Below are 16537 nucleotides of genomic sequence, written 5' to 3'. Positions count from 1 at the left end.
TGCAGACCGGTCGGGCAGTGCATTTCATCAGGCGAATGGGCGGCTTCTGGTGAAGTCAGCCTTGGCGGTTCATGACGCTGCGGGTTTTCAACTCGCATTCAAACAGGAATTCAAAGGCCTCGATCTGCCGCAGGGCATCGCTCATCTGCGCGCCCCAGGTGTAGAGGCCGTGGCCGCGAATCAGATAACCGACGCAATCGGGATGGGCGTCGAGCCAAGGCTGCACCTTGGCGGCAAGGCGCGCAATGTCCTGATCGTTGTCGAAGATCGGCACGCGCACCCGGGATTCGTGGGTGGAAATGCCGCTGAAGGCTTTTTGCAGTTCGTAGTCTTCGAACTCGATAAAGTCTTGCGGCGTCAGACGCGACAGCACCGTGGCGTTCACCGAGTGGGTGTGCAGCACCGCACCAATCTCCGCGCGCCAGCTGTAGAGCTGGGTGTGCAGCAGGGTTTCGGCGGAGGGCTTTTTGCCCGGTTCCAGGCTGTTGCCGGACAAATCCGTGGCGAGCACGTCGTCCAGGCCCAACTGGCCCTTGTGCTTGCCGGACACGGTCAGCAGCGCTTCGCTCGGCGACAGACGCGTCGAGTAATTGCTGCTGGTGGCCGGCGACCAGCCGCGACCATAAAGGAAACGCCCGGCGTCGACGATCTGCTGGGCGAGCTGTTCACGCGTAAGGCTCATGGCCTGTCCTCTTGCATACGTGTGGCAATGATAACGGCAGCAGCGAGCGCCGCGAGACTGGCAATACTAAAGGTCAATGTCGCACCGAGGGCATTCCAGCTGTAACCGGAATACAACGCGCCCAGCGCGCCACCGGTGCCGGCCAGCGCCGCATACAGCGCCTGACCCTGACCTTGCTGACGCGCACCGAAGCTACGTTGCACGAACGCGATGGCAGCCGCATGAAAGCTGCCGAAGGTCGCCGCGTGCAGCACCTGGGCCAACAACAGAACCCAGAGGAATTCGGCGAACGAACCTAGCAGCAACCAGCGCAGCGCCGCCAGCAGAAAACTCGCCATCAGCACCCGACGCAAGGAAAAGCGCACGAGAATCCGGCTCATCGCCATGAACATCAGCACTTCGGCGACCACGCCCACGGCCCAGAGCATGCCGATTGTGCCGCGTGTGTAACCGAGGCGTTCAAGGTGCAAGGTCAGAAAGGTGTAATACGGGCCGTGGCTCATCTGCATCAGCGCGACACAGGCGTAAAACGCCAGCACACCGGGGCTGCGCAGCTGCTTGAGAAAGCCCTCCCCGCTCGGCCGATTACCTTGCGGTGGCTGCGCGTTCGGCACCCACAGGCTGCTGAGGACGATGCCGGCCATGATCAGCACCAGCGCCGCCGGGTAGATGTCGAGACTCAGCCATTCGAACAAACGGCCCAGCGCAACCACGGTGATGATGAAACCGATCGAGCCCCACAGGCGAATCTGGCTGTAGCGCGAGGTTTGTCCCTGCAAGTGCGCGAGGGTGATGACTTCGAATTGCGGCAACACCGCGTGCCAGAAGAACGCGTGTAACGCCATGACCATCGCCAGCCAGGCGTAGGTCTTGCTGACGAAAATCAGTGAGAACGTCAGCAGCGTGCACACCGCGCCAAAGCGCACGATGGCCAGGCGTTTGCCGGTGTAGTCGCCGAGCCAGCCCCAGATGTTCGGCGCCACACAGCGCATCAGCATCGGGATCGCCACCAGCTCGCCGATGCGCGCAGCGCTGAACCCGAGGTGATCGAAGTACAGCGCCAGAAACGGCGCTGTCGAACCGAGCAAGGCGAAATAGAACAGATAGAAACTGGACAGCCGCCAGTACGGGAGCGCCGCCACGGTCAGACCGCGACGGCTTGGCGATCAACCATCAAAGCTGACCCAGCACCGGGGTGCTGACGCGCACGTCGGCGTTCTGCCCACGATGACGCAGCAGGTGATCCATCAGCACGATGGCCATCATCGCTTCGGCAATCGGCGTGGCGCGGATGCCGACGCACGGGTCGTGACGGCCCTTGGTGATCACGTCCACCGGGTTGCCGTGGATGTCGATCGAACGGCCCGGGGTGGTGATGCTCGACGTCGGCTTCAACGCCAGGTGCGCGACGATCGGCTGACCAGACGAGATGCCACCGAGAATGCCGCCAGCGTTGTTGCTGAGGAAACCTTGCGGGGTCAGTTCATCGCGATGCTCGGTGCCGCGCTGGGCGACGCAGGCGAAACCGGCGCCGATTTCCACGCCTTTCACGGCGTTGATGCTCATCAGCGCATGCGCCAGTTCAGCGTCGAGGCGGTCGAAAATCGGCTCGCCGAGGCCCGGCATCACGCCTTCGGCGACTACGGTGATCTTCGCCCCGACCGAGTCCTGATCGCGGCGCAACTGGTCCATGTAGGCTTCCAGTTCCGGGACCTTGTCCGGATCCGGGCTGAAGAACGCGTTCTCTTCCACTGAATCCCAGGTCTTGAACGGAATTTCGATCGGGCCGAGCTGGCTCATGTAGCCACGGATGACGATGCCTTGGCTGGCCAGATACTTTTTGGCAATCGCACCTGCCGCCACACGCATCGCGGTTTCCCGCGCCGAGCTGCGACCGCCACCACGATAGTCACGCTCGCCGTATTTGTGGTGGTAGGTGTAGTCGGCGTGCGCCGGGCGGAACAGATCCTTGATCGCCGAGTAGTCCTTGGACTTCTGGTCGGTGTTGCGGATCAGCAGGCCGATCGAGCAACCGGTGGTGCGGCCCTCGAACACGCCGGAAAGGATTTCGACTTCATCGGCTTCCTGACGCTGGGTGGTGTGGCGGCTGGTGCCTGGCTTGCGCCGATCGAGGTCGCGCTGCAGGTCTTCGAGGGAGATCTCCAGGCCCGGCGGGCAGCCGTCGACAATGGCGACCAACGCCGGACCATGGCTCTCGCCAGCGGTGGTGACAGTGAACAACTTGCCGTAGGTATTGCCGGACATGCAGGACGCTCCGTGAAATCAAACCCGAATTCGTGATGCGCGCCAGTATACGCAGGCTAACCGAGTAGTTCATCCTCGAACCTTAGTGGTGTTGGTGAGTCCAACCGGCACCTTGGCGAATGATGGCGTGATGATGCTGCGAGTTCTGATCTTGAGTCTTACCCTGTTTACCGGTTTTGCCCACGCGACTGTCCTGCAGCGCCCGATCTCTCTGGATACCGGGAGCGGTGAACTTTTCGGCTCGCTGTTGCTGCCAAAATCCGACAACCCAGTGCCGGTTGTCCTGATCCTTGCCGGCTCCGGTCCTACAGATCGTGACGGCAATAACCCCGATGGCGGGCGCAATGACAGCCTCAAGCGGCTGGCCTGGGTGCTGGCCAAACACAACATCGCCAGCGTGCGCTACGACAAGCGCGGGGTGGCTGCGAGCCGGCCGGCCACACCTGACGAGCGCAATCTGTCGGTGGAAGGCTACGTCGACGACGCCGTGGCGTGGAGCCAGAAGCTGAAAAGCGATCCGCGTTTCGGCCCGTTGATTCTGCTCGGTCACAGCGAAGGGGCACTGATTGCTACCCTCGCCGCTCCGCGTGCCGACGCCGCTGCGCTGATTTCGCTGTCCGGCAGCGCCCGCCCGGTGGATCAGGTGATCCGCGAGCAACTGGCGCGCAGCCTGCCGCCACCGTTGATGCTGCGCAGCAACCAGATTCTCGACAGCCTCAAGGCCGGTCACACCGATGCCGACGTGCCGGCGCCGTTGCAACCGATCTTCCGCCCGAGTGTGCAGCCATACCTGATTTCGCTGTTCCGCCAAGACCCGGCCAAGGCCTTTGCGCAGTTGAAGATGCCGGCGCTGATCGTCCAGGGCAGCAACGACATGCAGGTCGGCGTCGGCGATGCGCAGGCGCTGAAAGCCGCCAAACCCGACGCCGAACTGGTGGTGATCGACGGCATGAACCACGTGATGCGCATCGTCCCCGCCGATGTGAAGCGGCAATTGGCCTCCTATAAGGACCCGAATTTGCCACTGGCGGCGGAACTGGGCGGCAAACTCATCGAGTTTATTGACGGACTTCACACCCGTTAAACGGCGTTTACCCTCTAGTCCTGCAAAAAGCGGCCGATAAGCCTTTGTCGCCAGCGTACTGGCTGGCGACAAGCAGAGCTTGGACAGGATCTCGCCGTTATGACTGATACCCCGACTTCACCTGACACCACCGCTGAAAAAGACGCACCGCCAGCGGTCGAGCTGCCATGGGCGGACGTCAGCGTCGAGCACCACAAGATGCTCCGCCTGGCCCCGCTGCAGACTGACCGTCACACCGGTGGCCGGCCGTTGCGCTTTGTCGAATTCGGCTATGCCGAGCGCAACAGCAAAGAACACAGCCTGATGCGCATGGCGATCAAGCTGCCCGGTCAGCGCGTGCGCAAAGAGCAGAACCATCTGGATGTGTGGGTCAATCACACCAGCAAACGTGTGCACTTCGGCCCCGACAGCGGCTTGCAGATCGAACCGCTGAACCGTGGGATCGGTCGTTTCATGGCCGCGCAAGGCATCAATTGGGCGAAAAAACGCTGGCCCGCCTACACCGTCGACGGCATGGACCTGAACAACAAGGACGCGCTGAACGAAGACACCCGCCTGCGTCGCGATCACTTCTTGCGCGTGCATGGTTTTGATGTGGTGTACGCCGATGCCCAGCATCTGAAGGGCAGCGTCAAAGAGGTGCAGGTCGGTGACCTGCTGGGCGACTGGAACAGCGAAAAGCTGCAGATCGTCGAGATTCTTGAAGCGGCGCAGATGCTGCAACAGGCCGAGCAGAACCTGGCCGAGCAGGAAGTGAAGCTGAAGAAGCAGGAAGAGCAGGTCAGCAAGTTCAAGCGTGAAGACGCTGGTTTGCGCTTCACCATTACCTGTCTGGTGGCGTTTGCGGTGTTTCAGGCAGGTTTGCTGATCTGGATTGCCACGCACCGGTAAAGGCTTGAAAGCGAGGCGCGGCTATTCGCGAGCAGGCTCGCTCCCACCTTGGAATGCACTTCCCTGTGGGAGCGAGCCTGCTCGCGAAGCTTTTAGCCTTTAAATGCGGGAAGCGAACAGCGCCTGATGATCGCGGCACTGCTCCGCCGTCAGCATGAACACGCCATGCCCGCCGCGCTCGAAATCGAGCCAGGCGAAGTCGACTTCCGGGTACAACGCTTCGACGTGCACCTGGCTGTTGCCCACCTCAACGATCAACAGCCCCTTCTCGGTCAGGTGATCCGCCGCTTCAGCGAGCATCCGTCGTACCAGGTTCAGACCGTCATCACCGCAGGCCAGGCCCAGCTCCGGTTCGTGCTGGTATTCATCCGGCATGTCGGCAAAATCTTCTGCGTCAACGTACGGCGGGTTCGACACGATCAGGTCGAAACGCTGCCCCGGCAGACCCTCGAAACCATCGCCCTGCACGGTGTACACGCGCTCATCGACGCCATGACGCTCGATGTTCTGATTGGCGACTTCCAGCGCTTCGAACGACAGGTCCGCCAGCACCACTTCAGCGTTCTGGAACTCGTAGGCGCAGGCAATGCCGATGCAGCCGGAGCCGGTGCACAGGTCGAGGATGCGTGCCGGCTCGTCGCCGATCCACGGTGCGAAGCGGTTTTCGATCAGTTCGCCAATCGGCGAACGCGGGATCAGCACGCGCTCATCGACGATGAACGACATGCCGCAGAACCACGCCTCGCCCAACAGGTACGCAGTCGGGATGCGCTCTTCAATGCGGCGCTTGAGCAGGCGTTGCAGGTTGACCAGTTCGTCGTCTTCCAGCGCACAGTCGAGGTAGCTGTCGGCGATCTCCCAAGGCAGGTGCAAGGCACCGAGCACCAACTGCCGGGCTTCATCCCAGGCGTTGTCGGTGCCATGGCCGAAAAACAGATCCTCCCCATGGAAGCGGCTGACGGCCCAACGGATGTGGTCGCGCAGGGTACGAAGTCGGGAAGTGATCACGGGGCAGAACTCCAGAAAAAACGACTGGCGATTCTACCAGCCAAAACGCCCGCCGACGACGCAGGAAAATCAGTGGCGCGACAGTAGGACTTTTCTGATTTTTGCATCAGCCATTGAACAGAACGTGTAACTTGACAAGGCTGCAGGCCAATAACGACGGCGCCTACGATGGTAGCGGTTCACAGAACCGCTCAGCCAGAGGACAATGCCGCAAAAGCCCCACCCCAAGGAGCCCCGAATGTCCGTTCCAAAAACGATGTTTCAACTCAGCGGCCGCGGTTACGCAGCGGCCATACTGAGCCATGCCACCGTGGTCATCATCGATGCCCAGAAAGAGTACCTCAGTGGCCCGCTGGCCCTGAGCGGCATGGACGCGGCCGTCGCGAACATCAAACAACTGGTCGCCGCGGCCCGTGCAGCCGGTCGGCCGATCGTGCACGTGCGTCATCTCGGCACCGTCGGTGGCCTGTTCGACCCGCAGGGCGAACGCGGCGAATTCATCCCCGGTCTTGAACCACAGGGCGATGAAACCATCATCGGCAAACTGCTGCCGAGTGCGTTCCACGGCACCGAACTGCTGGACCGTTTGCAGAATCTTGGCTCGCTGGACCTGATCGTCTGCGGCTTCATGAGCCACTCCAGCGTCAGCACCACCGTGCGCGCGGCGAAGAACCTGGGCTTCCGTTGCACTCTGGTCGAAGACGCCTGCGCCACCCGTGATCTGCCGTTCAAGGGCCGCGTGCTCAGCGCCGCCGTGGTGCAGGAAGCGGAAATGGCGATCATGGCCGACAACTTCGCCACCCTTGCCCTGACGCAAGATCTGATCTGATCTGCTCTGATGAGCGGCTCAGCGCGCCGCTCATCCGCAAAAGCCTCGCATTTGCTTCAATTGCCTTAGCCTCAGGAACAACCCGGTCAACTCCCGGTCGAAGGGCCGATACCCATTGAGGAAGGTCGGAATGAAGTTATCCGATGGATTTGACGCACGCCGCTTGCGGCCCAAAGGCCAAAGCAACTGGCGTTTTCGATTCGGCGCAGCGATCGCCGCCATTCTGGCGACGTTCGGTGTGCTGCTGGCGATGGCCGGTGCCGCCAGCCTGCTGGGGCGCCCGCCGGCGCTCGGCGATTTGAATGCCACGCCGACGGGGTCGGCGATCATTCTCGCGGTCGGCTTGTTGTTCCTGTATTTCGGTGTGGCGCTGTGGCGTCGATGCCGGCGTCGCGCCAGGCAATCGCGGGAACTGAACATGTCCCCGCACCTGATGAAAAAACACGACTGACTGCACGGCCTGGCTTTTTGCCGGGCCGTTTTGTTTCGACTTGGGTAAACTGGCCGCCCTTCGCGGAGGCTGACATGCAAGACGACGATTTTTCCCTGTTCAAAAGTGCGATCCAAGGCGTCAAGCCGATCAAGCACGACCGCGCCGACACTGGCAAACCCAAGGCTGACCGCGCGCAGATCGCCAAACTGCGCCAGTCCGCCACTGTGCGCACCGACACCACCACCGTGGATGGCCTGTCCGATCAGTTCGTGATCGACGTCGGCCCCGAAGACGAGTTGATGTGGGCCCGCGACGGGGTGCAGGAAAGCCAGATGCGCAAGCTCAAGATCGGCCAGATCCCGTTCGAAGGCAGCCTCGACCTGCACGGCATGAACGTCGAAAAAGCCCGCGAGACCCTCTGGGCCTTTCTCGCCGAGGCGACCAAATTCGAAATCCGCTGCGTGCGCGTCACCCACGGCAAGGCCGTGCGCCTGGACGGCAAGCGGCCGATGATCAAAAGCCACGTCAACACCTGGCTGCGCCAGCATCCGCAAGTGCTCGGTTTCTGCTCGTGCCAGGCCAGACATGGCGGCGCCGGCGCGGTGTACGTGATGCTCAAACGCACCATGATGGAAGGCCGCGACGAATAATCGCGTCACACCGAACTTGCAGGGTTGTGTCCGCCACCGTACCCTTGCCCTTTGCGAAAATCCCCACAGGTAGTTTCATGTCCCTGGAACAGAATTACACCGCCATGTTTAGGGGTACTCAGTAGGTTCTCAGGGTTAATGAAATCAGGGGCTTAGCACCAAGGAAAACCCAGAGTTTCATGCCAATTCACAGTTATTGGTACAGAAATTGGTACGGGATTCATATCCTATATACATCGAAAAAGCCCCGCATTGCTTGAAACGATGCGGGGCTTTTTCATTGTGAATCATGCCTGACCGTAACGAACGGCGGCTATCGGCCAAAAGCAACCGCCCTGGACTGCCGTCTTTCGACCGACAGCAGTCCTCGCCGGAATCGGCTTTGATGTCTAGTACAAGGACACACTAAATGAGCTTGCTGACCACTTTTGGGCCTCTCCGAGATATCCCCCTAGACAACATCGAGCAGCTAAAGGAAATACTTATCCGGTCTGACAAGAGCAGAATGCTTGAAGGATTGGTCATTGAGGCTGTGTTCAATGAGTACCTCGGCAAGCTGATTGCTCAAGGAATCGATATTTTACCGGTTTCTCTCGTAAGGACTTTGACGGTAAAGGAAAACCCACAAAAGAAATTCGTAAACTCTTGGTGGGTGTGGGACCACTCCGAGACCGGTCAAGCAGCAGCGGACCTGCGCCATCTTCTGGCTCCTTCGTCCGGTCAGGGTGAGTTCCTGTTTGATTGCTACTACGACGAGATGAGCCGAGATTTCTTCATGAAGAAATGGGGAGAACAAACCGACATCCCTATTCAGTCTTTCATGATGAAAAAGCGAAAGCAGTCGACTCCACGGTTTAGGATTCCAGCGGAGGCGGTGATTGACGAGAATCGATCTCAGCAAGCCTTCTGGGCCGGTCTTTCCAGCCACTATAGCGATGAACTCTTTAAGCAGGTCGTCCTTCATCGGCTGTTTAAAAACTGTGCGATACAACCTTTTTTCGATGGTGTCTGGGACATTGACAGCTTGGCGCGATGGCCAGACAACTCTCTAATGCAGTTAGAGGTGAAGCACAAGTACCCGCGTATTGAGAAATACTCCGGGAAACTTTTTTTTGGCATTAACAATGGTCAGTTGCAAGTAATGCAGGATTTAGCACGTCGAGGAATCAAGACGCTGCACATGATAATGGTGAAGCCCATCTGGGACAAAAATCTTGGGACGGGCTATCTCTTAAATAGAATTGGAAACCGGAAGAACGTATTGCTGTTGGCAAAGTTATTAGATACAAGCACGTTGCGCCAGATTCGATCTAGGCAGTCATGGCAGACGGGAGCAGAGCAGTCCTTCACTGGCAAGGATGAACAGAAGGCCCGCTACGTTGGCGCATCTGAGTTTCAACTCCTTGGCACGCTAGATGATCCAGTTGACGCTGTGGCAAGAAACATCGCCCTTGCTGCCACCGGCACCCTCAACCAGCCTGTCAATGACCAGCTTTTGATTGATAACCAAATTCAGCGGTAAAAAGTACCGGGGACATATCACGATATTGATGCTGGCGGGGGCGCCTAGGATGACCCTAATGGCAACGAGTGAATGCTTCTGGCCCAGAGTGTGTAAAAACGTTTCGCCAAAATTGCAGTGTGCGCGTCTACGTTAAATCTGAAATTTATCGGCACGTCAGCAGATGTGGATTTTACGTAGAAGCGCGATTTCCAGTCCGGTTTTGAGTACCTGTCACGCTGGAAAACGTTTTTACACAGCCTCGGCCGAAAGCTGACGTTCGCCAACAATTGCTCCTGGACGCACTGGCAGCTCAGTCATTCCTATGATGGATCGGACTGACCCCTCTTTGACCTCCCGCAGATAAAGGCCCAAACGCCTCGCCGACAACCCGCGTACCAGTTGCGTACCAGTTGCGTACCAGCTCTGTCTTCCTCCCTCCTCCTCCCATCCCTTCTGCAGACAGCTTTAGCGAATTGTAAGCAACGGTTCTCGGCTCCAATCCAGGCACTGTCTATCGTCGGTTCCGGCGAGTTTTGTGAGAGTTAAACAGCGTGCGTGGAAGGCAGGCCGATCTCCGCATTTCTGCCTCACCCCGTTTTCAGGTTGACCCCTGGGAAAAAGGTAATTTTGGTAATTTTCTTTTTTAATGCCATAAAAACACAATGAATTCAGCAGGTTAGGTAGATTCCTCAAAGGTAATAATAGGGTAAGAAAAAGGTTAGAACATTACCTTTAGGCGTAGTAATTTCACCAACCAGTAAAACCCTTTAAAATCAGTAACTTGAAAAAATATTACCTCCCGCATTACCAAATATTACCTCCAAAGGTAATACGTCAAAGCCACGTCCTATAAGGGCTGCAGCCAATTTCTCGCATCGGCTTACCAAAATTACCCTTTTCCCAGCCTCAAACTGAAATTAGCCCCTCGCAGGTGCCTGCTATGCTTCCTGCTTTCCGAATGGAGTCGAAAGTATGCCCAGTGAGTACTCACTCCCCGTGGTTCTAGAAAAAATCTACGAAAATCAGCTTGCCTTAGAGGCCGCGTTGATGGAGTTGGTACTTTTGACAGAGCATCAGGGAAACGAAGCTATAGGAGAAAACGCCCGTTGCGCGCTGGAGCGAATTGGTGAAAACGCTGGTTTCATCAAACAAGGTTTGGCACGGCTAATAGCTAAGGAGCAGGATTTATGACGACACACCAGGTCAATCACAGCATTGCTGCAAGCGTGAGTAAGCCATCGAGTGTTGCTAGCCACGAGGCCAGGCTCGTGATCGCACCTAGGGCCTACCGTTCCTTTTGGGAACGGGCGTCTATACTGCCAAGACAGGCTTGATTTTCGATGACTGGTGTGAGCGTGAACCTATGCAGTACTGACACTACTGTGAATCCATGCCATCATGGCCGCCTTTTGTACCTAGCGATGAGTCCATCATGAGCGCAAGTTGGAAAGCTGACGAATTAGTACGTACTCGGTCTGACAATGAAAAACGCTACACGCGTAATTTTTTGAAACAGGCTGTTTGCGAGCTACGTTTTCCAACCCTTATGGAACTAGGCGAACAACGTGCACCTGCATCGTTCGTTAAAGCGCTGCGTAAAGATTATCCATTGCTAGAGCTGAATAATGAGTTCACTCTTGGTATTGGAGCCGGAAACACCTCTAGCAACATACACATATTACGATCCACCAAAGGCAACTGGAGCATCTCACTAAAAGAGAACGCTCTATCAATTGAGACCACTTCTTACTCGGGCTTTGACAACCTGCGGGAGCGTGTTCTTCAAGTTCTAGAAGCTGCTGAAAAAGTAATAGACTCAGACTTCTTCACTCGAATTGGACTTCGGTATATTAACGTACTGAAAAGTGAAGACGAAGAAATTATAAGCTGGATAAATCCTGCCCTAACTGCCCCCATAACGTCTGAACTCTTCGCAGGGATAAATGACTTTGGCGGCAGAATGCAGTTATTGACTGAGGACGGCGGATGCTTATTTCAACATGGAATCCAGCTAAATCGCTCCAACGGTTCACCGCCTAAGCCTGACTACTTAATAGACATTGATACATATCGCTCAGAGGTATCACTAAAGGATACTGCTGCTGCTCTCGACATCATGCATCGCCAAGCATTTGATCTGTTCGACTGGTCTATCACCGATAAAGCTAGAAACGCTTTATCCGCAGATAACAAGACACGGAAAGGATGATTTAATCATGGACTTTTACGTAGATGTTACACCAGCGCCAGCACCGTCAATTTTTTATGCATCACAAGCAGCTTTGGGGCGAAATCCTCCCAGAGAAAATTTCGACTTCGGCGCCACTCAGTTTTTAACCAATAAGTACACCGATTTAAACTCTGCCAGCGCCGATATTGATAGTACAGAAAAGGTACCAAAAGCTTCTGTACAGAATGATTCTACCTCTCTTCTTCCTAAGAGCGCGGACGTTCGACCAATTCGATCTCTCGCTAATGAACGACAAGTTCAAGGAAGAGATCTAGAAATCAGCAAAATCGCTGAAGACCGTATAAAACTTCTTGCGATAAAATACGCAAATGACTCTTTCTCAGCGGAAATGATAGCACGTCTTGAAATTCTCAATTCTCGATTAATCGAACGTGCCCCGAGAGTTTCTGTTGAACAGATAAGCCACCTAGAAGCGTCTATTGACTCCATAAAATCTGTGGAGCAATCAATACTTGATCGCGCAAAAAGGCTGGGGCTACCGACTTGAATTTTACTGTCTTCCAGTATCCAAAGTCGAAGCACACGAGGTCTTTGACTCCAAGACTATTTAAGCGCTATCAAACGTACAAGCGTTATCTACAGCACGAATTCTCGAGGACTTGTGTCTATTGCAGACAGCCCGATAGCAGCGCACCAAACTTGAATTTTGGCGTTGACCATTATCGCCCCAAAGGCATCGCAAAATTTGCCATCTTAGAGCGCGACTATCAAAATCTTTATTACTGCTGCGGAAGCTGCAACTCTCGTAAAAATAACGCCTGGCCGAAGGATGAAGCCAAGGGCCCCTACATTGTAAATCCGTGCGATTATGTTATGAGCCAGCACCTGAGGTTTGAATCGACCAACGGCACTATGGCAACACGCACTAAATTCGGCGAGTACACCGAAGAACTTTTACAACTAAATGACCCTATTCAGGTAGAATATCGAAAGACCACATTTCAAGTTTTAAAAATGGCCGCAGTCAACTTGACAGCCCTAGAAAATCAAAAACCAGAAATATTAAAACTCCTCCAGAATAATAAAATTACCGCTGATGTCTATGACAGTGAGATTAAGATCATAGATGACGAAATAAAGACCATTGAGACCTTCATCCAAAACAACACCGGTTCGAAGCCATTGCTTCGTGTGCGGGAATTAAAATAAAAAAGCGCTGACCTAAAACGCGTTCTCCTACTTTCGTCTAGCGACAAGTCATAATCATCATCTTCCGCACATCGTTGAAAAGTATTCAAAAGCAGGTTTCACGCTGAAAGCCAGCACCACTGTGGCTCTCCGACAGACTGAAGCTTTATTTAACCGTCTGCGTTAGGCAGTGAAAGAAGATCTTATTGATTTTAAAAAACTGCTTAAACGCACGTTTTCAATAGCCATACCCGTGTAAAACGCCATTCTAGAGAATGCCAATCTAGCCAACCGTCTCCTGTCCTCATAAGAAATTTTAGCGACTCTTTGCAAAACCTTGCACTCATTGAAAGCGCTCTATACCTAGCGGCACCCGCACCAGCCCTACCTGGGCCATCCGATTTCACCATCACCCTCATTTGCAAAAAGAAACCACGCAAAGCCCGCCGGCGGGAGGGGGATAAGTGCTTTTTCGTTAGTTTTTTCTTTACCCACGAATCTTTCAGGCCCAGACGGCTACCTCGACTTGAACGAAAAAGCCCCCACCAGCCGATAGCTGTGGGGACTTGCACCTGTCGTCAGAAGAAACCGCGAAAGCAGACAATTCCTATATTGACTGGATCTGAAAAGCTTTTAGCTAGGCGAATCAGAGAGTGACTGCTTCACTCGAACGCTTTAATGGCTTGAAGCCATAATTAGCCAAGTTAGCGATGAGTTAATAAAAATGTATTTCTCAAGGTATTGTGCAGTACTACTCCCCCTCTACTTATATTCCTGCAGCGCGGCGGCCACATGTTCATTCGTTACCAACCATCAGATGCGGGATATACCGTTCACATTACCCTCGAACCTCTCAATACCTAGTGACACTCCAAACGGCTCGATAGTATACCAGACAAGTAAAGTACTCAGCTCGCCCCAGAATTCCTTTACCTGCACAAGTTCGTACTCTCAAGGCTCAGAAGATGCACGAGGACAGAAAAGTCAGGTGGGTGTGTACCCCATAGGCGACTCGGGTCTCGCGTGGAAGTGGATGTGGGGAGACAATGCTTCAGCACCGTATCCCTCCGGTCTCAATAATCCGGGAACTGCTGGTTGGGACGGAACAAGACACGGAATTAAGCTGGTGAAAATAGGTGCTATTGAACCGGGGGCGGTGGTTCCAGCAGGCCCGCTTGGTTATTTCCGGGTTGGTGACCTCCGAGTTATGAGCATTTCAGTCACGCCCATGAATGTTGTAGCTGCCTCCTGCCAGTCGCCCGAGAACATAACTGTAGACCTCGGCAAGCCAAGCGCGAGCGAATTTAAGTATGAAAAATATAACAAATGGTCGCCGATTAGAATTCAAATAACAAACTGCCCCAAAGTCATTAAAAACATAGCATTAAGTTTAAAACCTACAGCCTCATCGCCTGCCATCTCGCCAAGCACTGGCGTAATAGGTCTAAACTCAAGCTCAACGGCTAAAGGGATCGCAATTCGAATAAAAAACCAAGACAACTCCGATTTTGATTTCTCTAAAAGATATGTAGTCGCCCATTACGACCCCGGATCAGCGAGCGTCTTGGTTGAGTTACAAGCACAGCTGTATCCGCTTTCGAATGGAGCAGAGGTTACACCTGGCACCGTCAAGGCGGAAATCATGTATGTGCTTGAGTATTTATGATGAAACCAAACCTACCGATGTGAAATTTTGGGCTACAGCGTGATTCGCCGGAGCTGCAGCGTACTGGCAGAGACTTTTGAGGCATTCGAGGTAAAATCGCCCGCATTGTTAGGTGCGGGTGTGACTCCATGATTGTGCACAGCGATTTGGATATTTATATCCTCAATTAATTTAAGTAAATCGCAAACAACCTGGAATAAGTTAATCGATTCCGACCCAATCCAATTCCTTGGTGCCAATAGTTGCTGCTCCTTCGCGGCAATACTTCTGCGCCCCCCCTCGATTTGCTCCTGCATATCGCCTCCCACCGTGGCGTTGTGCTGCTGCCCTACAACCAAATTAAGATCCCGGCCGGTCGCTTGGTGCAAATCATCAACCGCGGCCAGACTCGCGGATCCGCCTGACAACAGCTTAAGTGCGCCCAGCGCCTCGATCGTTTTCACACCACCCACCGTCTCGATTGAGTGGTCATCAATCGTCTGCGTGTGGCTCTGGAACTGCTCGCGGTTGTTCAAGGCTTCAACTTCGCGCTCGATCGCCTGATCCCGGATTTTGCCATCGGTCTGGCGTAACCAGTTGCCGTCTGCGTCGACACGCTGCTGTACGGCTTCGCTGTGCTGCCACACCTGATCACCTTTCGGCACCTTCGGCATGCTCAGACCATGCGGCAAAATAGATTGGATGTAAGGTTTGTTTGGCAAACCGTAGGCGAAGCACACCACCACTCGCGTCCCCTCCTCTGGAAAGGCGTAAATACCCATTTCCTCGCCACCGGTGGGCAGCGGTAAAGGAACGCCAGTGAGCGGCGGCATGGCCGGATCTGGCTCGTCATCCGGACCGAGTACGACAATGTCAACGGCGTAGCGCGGACGGAAGTCGTCGCACAGCCCGGCGTCCGCCGGCGCGTCGGCCACTGCGGTGACGCGGGCAAAACGCGGCAGGTGGTAACCTCCGGTGAGTTCGGGGAATTGGCGCTCTACAGCGCGGCGGATTGCGTCGTCCATCGGATGGCCATCTGGTCATTGGCGAGTGCCACCGTGGTGATGCGCTCGCCGTTGTTGATCGTTGCACCTGGGCGCACGCCGGGAAGGGCCGCGACCATCGCGCTCTGGTTGCCCTGGTAGCCGTCGAACAGCTCCGTGGGGATTTGCAGCGGCGCACGGGCGCCGAAAAAAACTATCGGCCCAACTGCCGGCGAACACTTCTCCGTTGCCCAGCTGGTGCTAGGTGAAGTCGGGAATGCTGAACACTCGGGGCAAACTGTCCATAGCCTGATAACCGGCAGCGAGGCTGTAGAAATACGGTGCCTTCACGCTGGCATAAGGCCGATCGGGGACACGAAAGCGCAGCCCGGTCTGTTCGCTGACCTGGGTCAACACTGCGCGCAGATCCACATGACGCAGGTTCAACGGCAACGAGTTGGCCAGCACGGCGGCCAGCTCACGGCAAAACAAGACCTGTTCGACCGCGTTGGCGGCCGTGCAGCGCTCGACGTAGCCGATAAAGTGCCGTTGCAGCGTGCCCTCGTTGTAGCCGATATCCAGCGTCACCAGCCCTTTCAGCGGCACAGGGGATTGAACGGTGAAGTTCGCCCGGCCGGGGCTGGAAGCGTCCAGCCTGACGTCCTCCTTGATGAGAGCGATCGGGGAGCCGTTGATGGAAAGTATCTTGTGCAGTTTCACGTCTGCTCACTCCCGCCCAGCCACTTATCCATACGCCCCAGCACTTTTTCAAAGCCGCTCAGCGCGGGGTTATCGCTGGTTCCATCACCGTTGCCGGCGCCGCCTTCGCCGACCGTACTGCCCGGGGCGCCTTGAGCGTCTACCTTGTTGCCGGCGCGTGTTCTGTACAAGCTCCGCGAGTTTGATGCGTGCTGGACCATATTCACGGTCGCCAGCAAGTCGGAAACCTGCGTCGGCCAGATTGGCCCCTATGTTTTTTCTGTCGACTTCACCACCGGTAGTACCGATCTTAATTGACAAGTCGACCAGCCGACTCCAAAGCGCTTCTGCACGATTAACGTCCTCGTCACAAAGCGCCATCCGTGCTAGCGCAAGTCCATACGTCCTGGTGATTGGAGACGTAGCTTCGAAGTCAAACTCGAGAATTACCATCCGCCGTAACAGCCGCCAGATCACAGCATCGT

Annotated in this window: 17 protein-coding genes and 1 pseudogene; 11 read left to right on the top strand and 7 right to left on the bottom strand. The window is 55.5% G+C overall.

The genetic code is table 11. From position 1 onward, the window contains the following. Positions 1–55 precede the first annotated feature (55 nt). The 3 genes from LOY52_RS08790 to aroC are packed head-to-tail and all read right to left on the bottom strand — an operon-like array spanning position 56 to position 2947. Positions 56–682: a methylthioribulose 1-phosphate dehydratase gene (locus tag LOY52_RS08790; protein ID WP_041068872.1), complete on the bottom strand. Its 627-nt coding sequence runs from the start codon at positions 680–682 to the stop codon at positions 56–58. Continuing rightward, a complete protein-coding gene (locus tag LOY52_RS08785) occupies positions 679–1824 on the bottom strand; it encodes an MFS transporter (RefSeq protein WP_150369870.1) in 1146 nt (381 codons plus the stop codon). Before LOY52_RS08785 ends, LOY52_RS08790 begins: the two co-directional genes overlap by 4 nt. Before the next feature lie 31 nt (positions 1825–1855). Then, the gene (aroC, locus tag LOY52_RS08780; RefSeq protein ID WP_097087568.1) at positions 1856–2947 is read right to left on the bottom strand and encodes a chorismate synthase; all 1092 of its coding nucleotides are present in this window, start codon (positions 2945–2947) and stop codon (positions 1856–1858) included. 130 nt (positions 2948–3077) lie between these two features. Here aroC and LOY52_RS08775 point away from each other — a divergent pair, with 130 nt between their 5' ends. Together LOY52_RS08775 and LOY52_RS08770 are read left to right on the top strand one after the other, a co-directional pair. Beyond that, positions 3078–4031, top strand: a complete 954-nt coding sequence (locus LOY52_RS08775; protein ID WP_258679093.1) for an alpha/beta hydrolase — start codon at positions 3078–3080, stop codon at positions 4029–4031. A 99-nt stretch (positions 4032–4130) separates the two neighbouring features. Further along, complete coding sequence (locus LOY52_RS08770; protein WP_258679092.1) at positions 4131–4922, top strand: hypothetical protein; 792 nt, start codon at positions 4131–4133, stop codon at positions 4920–4922. Positions 4923–5021: 99 nt separating this feature from the next. Here LOY52_RS08770 and prmB read toward each other — a convergent pair whose 3' ends face one another. After that, a complete protein-coding gene (gene prmB, locus LOY52_RS08765; RefSeq protein WP_258679091.1) occupies positions 5022–5930 on the bottom strand; it encodes a 50S ribosomal protein L3 N(5)-glutamine methyltransferase in 909 nt (302 codons plus the stop codon). Between the two features lie 238 nt (positions 5931–6168). Between prmB and LOY52_RS08760 the strand changes: the two genes are divergently transcribed. The 9 genes from LOY52_RS08760 to LOY52_RS08720 all read left to right on the top strand — a co-directional run bounded on the left by LOY52_RS08760 (position 6169) and on the right by LOY52_RS08720 (position 14391). Next, entirely contained in the window at positions 6169–6759 is a 591-nt protein-coding gene (locus LOY52_RS08760) for a cysteine hydrolase family protein (protein ID WP_258679090.1), read from the top strand. 130 nt (positions 6760–6889) lie between these two features. Continuing rightward, positions 6890–7210 (top strand): hypothetical protein, encoded by a 321-nt coding sequence (locus tag LOY52_RS08755; RefSeq protein ID WP_003223191.1) that lies wholly within the window; start codon positions 6890–6892, stop codon positions 7208–7210. 74 nt (positions 7211–7284) lie between these two features. Further along, positions 7285–7842, top strand: a complete 558-nt coding sequence (locus tag LOY52_RS08750; RefSeq protein ID WP_095139986.1) for a Smr/MutS family protein — start codon at positions 7285–7287, stop codon at positions 7840–7842. Between the two features lie 409 nt (positions 7843–8251). Continuing rightward, on the top strand, positions 8252–9364 hold the full coding sequence (locus tag LOY52_RS08745; protein WP_258679089.1) for a hypothetical protein: 1113 nt from the start codon (positions 8252–8254) through the stop codon (positions 9362–9364). A 954-nt stretch (positions 9365–10318) separates the two neighbouring features. Beyond that, positions 10319–10537 carry a hypothetical protein gene (locus LOY52_RS08740; protein ID WP_258679088.1) on the top strand — a complete coding sequence of 73 codons (219 nt, stop codon included), beginning with the start codon at positions 10319–10321 and terminating at the stop codon, positions 10535–10537. 241 nt (positions 10538–10778) lie between these two features. Beyond that, positions 10779–11555: a TIGR04255 family protein gene (locus LOY52_RS08735; RefSeq protein WP_258679087.1), complete on the top strand. Its 777-nt coding sequence runs from the start codon at positions 10779–10781 to the stop codon at positions 11553–11555. A 7-nt stretch (positions 11556–11562) separates the two neighbouring features. Then, positions 11563–12084 (top strand): hypothetical protein, encoded by a 522-nt coding sequence (locus LOY52_RS08730; RefSeq protein ID WP_258679086.1) that lies wholly within the window; start codon positions 11563–11565, stop codon positions 12082–12084. A gap of 152 nt (positions 12085–12236) precedes the next feature. Beyond that, positions 12237–12746: a hypothetical protein gene (locus LOY52_RS08725; RefSeq protein WP_258679085.1), complete on the top strand. Its 510-nt coding sequence runs from the start codon at positions 12237–12239 to the stop codon at positions 12744–12746. A gap of 1012 nt (positions 12747–13758) precedes the next feature. Further along, complete coding sequence (locus LOY52_RS08720; protein WP_258679084.1) at positions 13759–14391, top strand: fimbrial protein; 633 nt, start codon at positions 13759–13761, stop codon at positions 14389–14391. A gap of 32 nt (positions 14392–14423) precedes the next feature. On the opposite strand, the gene LOY52_RS08715 is transcribed toward LOY52_RS08720, so the two are convergent. The 3 genes and pseudogenes from LOY52_RS08715 to LOY52_RS08705 all read right to left on the bottom strand — a co-directional run bounded on the left by LOY52_RS08715 (position 14424) and on the right by LOY52_RS08705 (position 16243). Next, complete coding sequence (locus tag LOY52_RS08715) at positions 14424–15395, bottom strand: DUF2345 domain-containing protein (protein ID WP_258679083.1); 972 nt, start codon at positions 15393–15395, stop codon at positions 14424–14426. Further along, a pseudogene (locus LOY52_RS08710) lies at positions 15368–16073 on the bottom strand (hypothetical protein). The gene LOY52_RS08715 and the pseudogene LOY52_RS08710 overlap by 28 nt, the downstream one beginning before the upstream one ends. Then, a complete protein-coding gene (locus LOY52_RS08705; protein WP_258679082.1) occupies positions 16070–16243 on the bottom strand; it encodes a hypothetical protein in 174 nt (57 codons plus the stop codon). Before LOY52_RS08705 ends, LOY52_RS08710 begins: the two are co-directional and overlap by 4 nt. Between the last annotated feature and the right edge of the window lie 294 nt (positions 16244–16537).

The sequence above is a fragment of the Pseudomonas sp. B21-051 genome, assembly GCF_024748795.1.
In the GTDB taxonomy this organism is placed as follows: Bacteria; Pseudomonadota; Gammaproteobacteria; order Pseudomonadales; family Pseudomonadaceae; genus Aquipseudomonas; species Aquipseudomonas putida_A.
Note: the sequence above shows the minus strand (reverse complement) of the source record. Positions and strands in the feature narration are given on the sequence as shown.

Coding starts and splice junctions, on each gene's coding strand:
- LOY52_RS08790 (WP_041068872.1), bottom strand. CDS start 682: ATGAGCCTTACGCGTGAACAGCTCGCCCAGCAGATCGTCGACGCCGGG.
- aroC (WP_097087568.1), bottom strand. CDS start 2,947: ATGTCCGGCAATACCTACGGCAAGTTGTTCACTGTCACCACCGCTGGC.
- LOY52_RS08775 (WP_258679093.1), top strand. CDS start 3,078: ATGATGCTGCGAGTTCTGATCTTGAGTCTTACCCTGTTTACCGGTTTT.
- LOY52_RS08770 (WP_258679092.1), top strand. CDS start 4,131: ATGACTGATACCCCGACTTCACCTGACACCACCGCTGAAAAAGACGCA.
- LOY52_RS08760 (WP_258679090.1), top strand. CDS start 6,169: ATGTCCGTTCCAAAAACGATGTTTCAACTCAGCGGCCGCGGTTACGCA.
- LOY52_RS08755 (WP_003223191.1), top strand. CDS start 6,890: ATGAAGTTATCCGATGGATTTGACGCACGCCGCTTGCGGCCCAAAGGC.
- LOY52_RS08750 (WP_095139986.1), top strand. CDS start 7,285: ATGCAAGACGACGATTTTTCCCTGTTCAAAAGTGCGATCCAAGGCGTC.
- LOY52_RS08745 (WP_258679089.1), top strand. CDS start 8,252: ATGAGCTTGCTGACCACTTTTGGGCCTCTCCGAGATATCCCCCTAGAC.
- LOY52_RS08740 (WP_258679088.1), top strand. CDS start 10,319: ATGCCCAGTGAGTACTCACTCCCCGTGGTTCTAGAAAAAATCTACGAA.
- LOY52_RS08735 (WP_258679087.1), top strand. CDS start 10,779: ATGAGCGCAAGTTGGAAAGCTGACGAATTAGTACGTACTCGGTCTGAC.
- LOY52_RS08730 (WP_258679086.1), top strand. CDS start 11,563: ATGGACTTTTACGTAGATGTTACACCAGCGCCAGCACCGTCAATTTTT.
- LOY52_RS08720 (WP_258679084.1), top strand. CDS start 13,759: ATGTGGGGAGACAATGCTTCAGCACCGTATCCCTCCGGTCTCAATAAT.
- LOY52_RS08715 (WP_258679083.1), bottom strand. CDS start 15,395: ATGGACGACGCAATCCGCCGCGCTGTAGAGCGCCAATTCCCCGAACTC.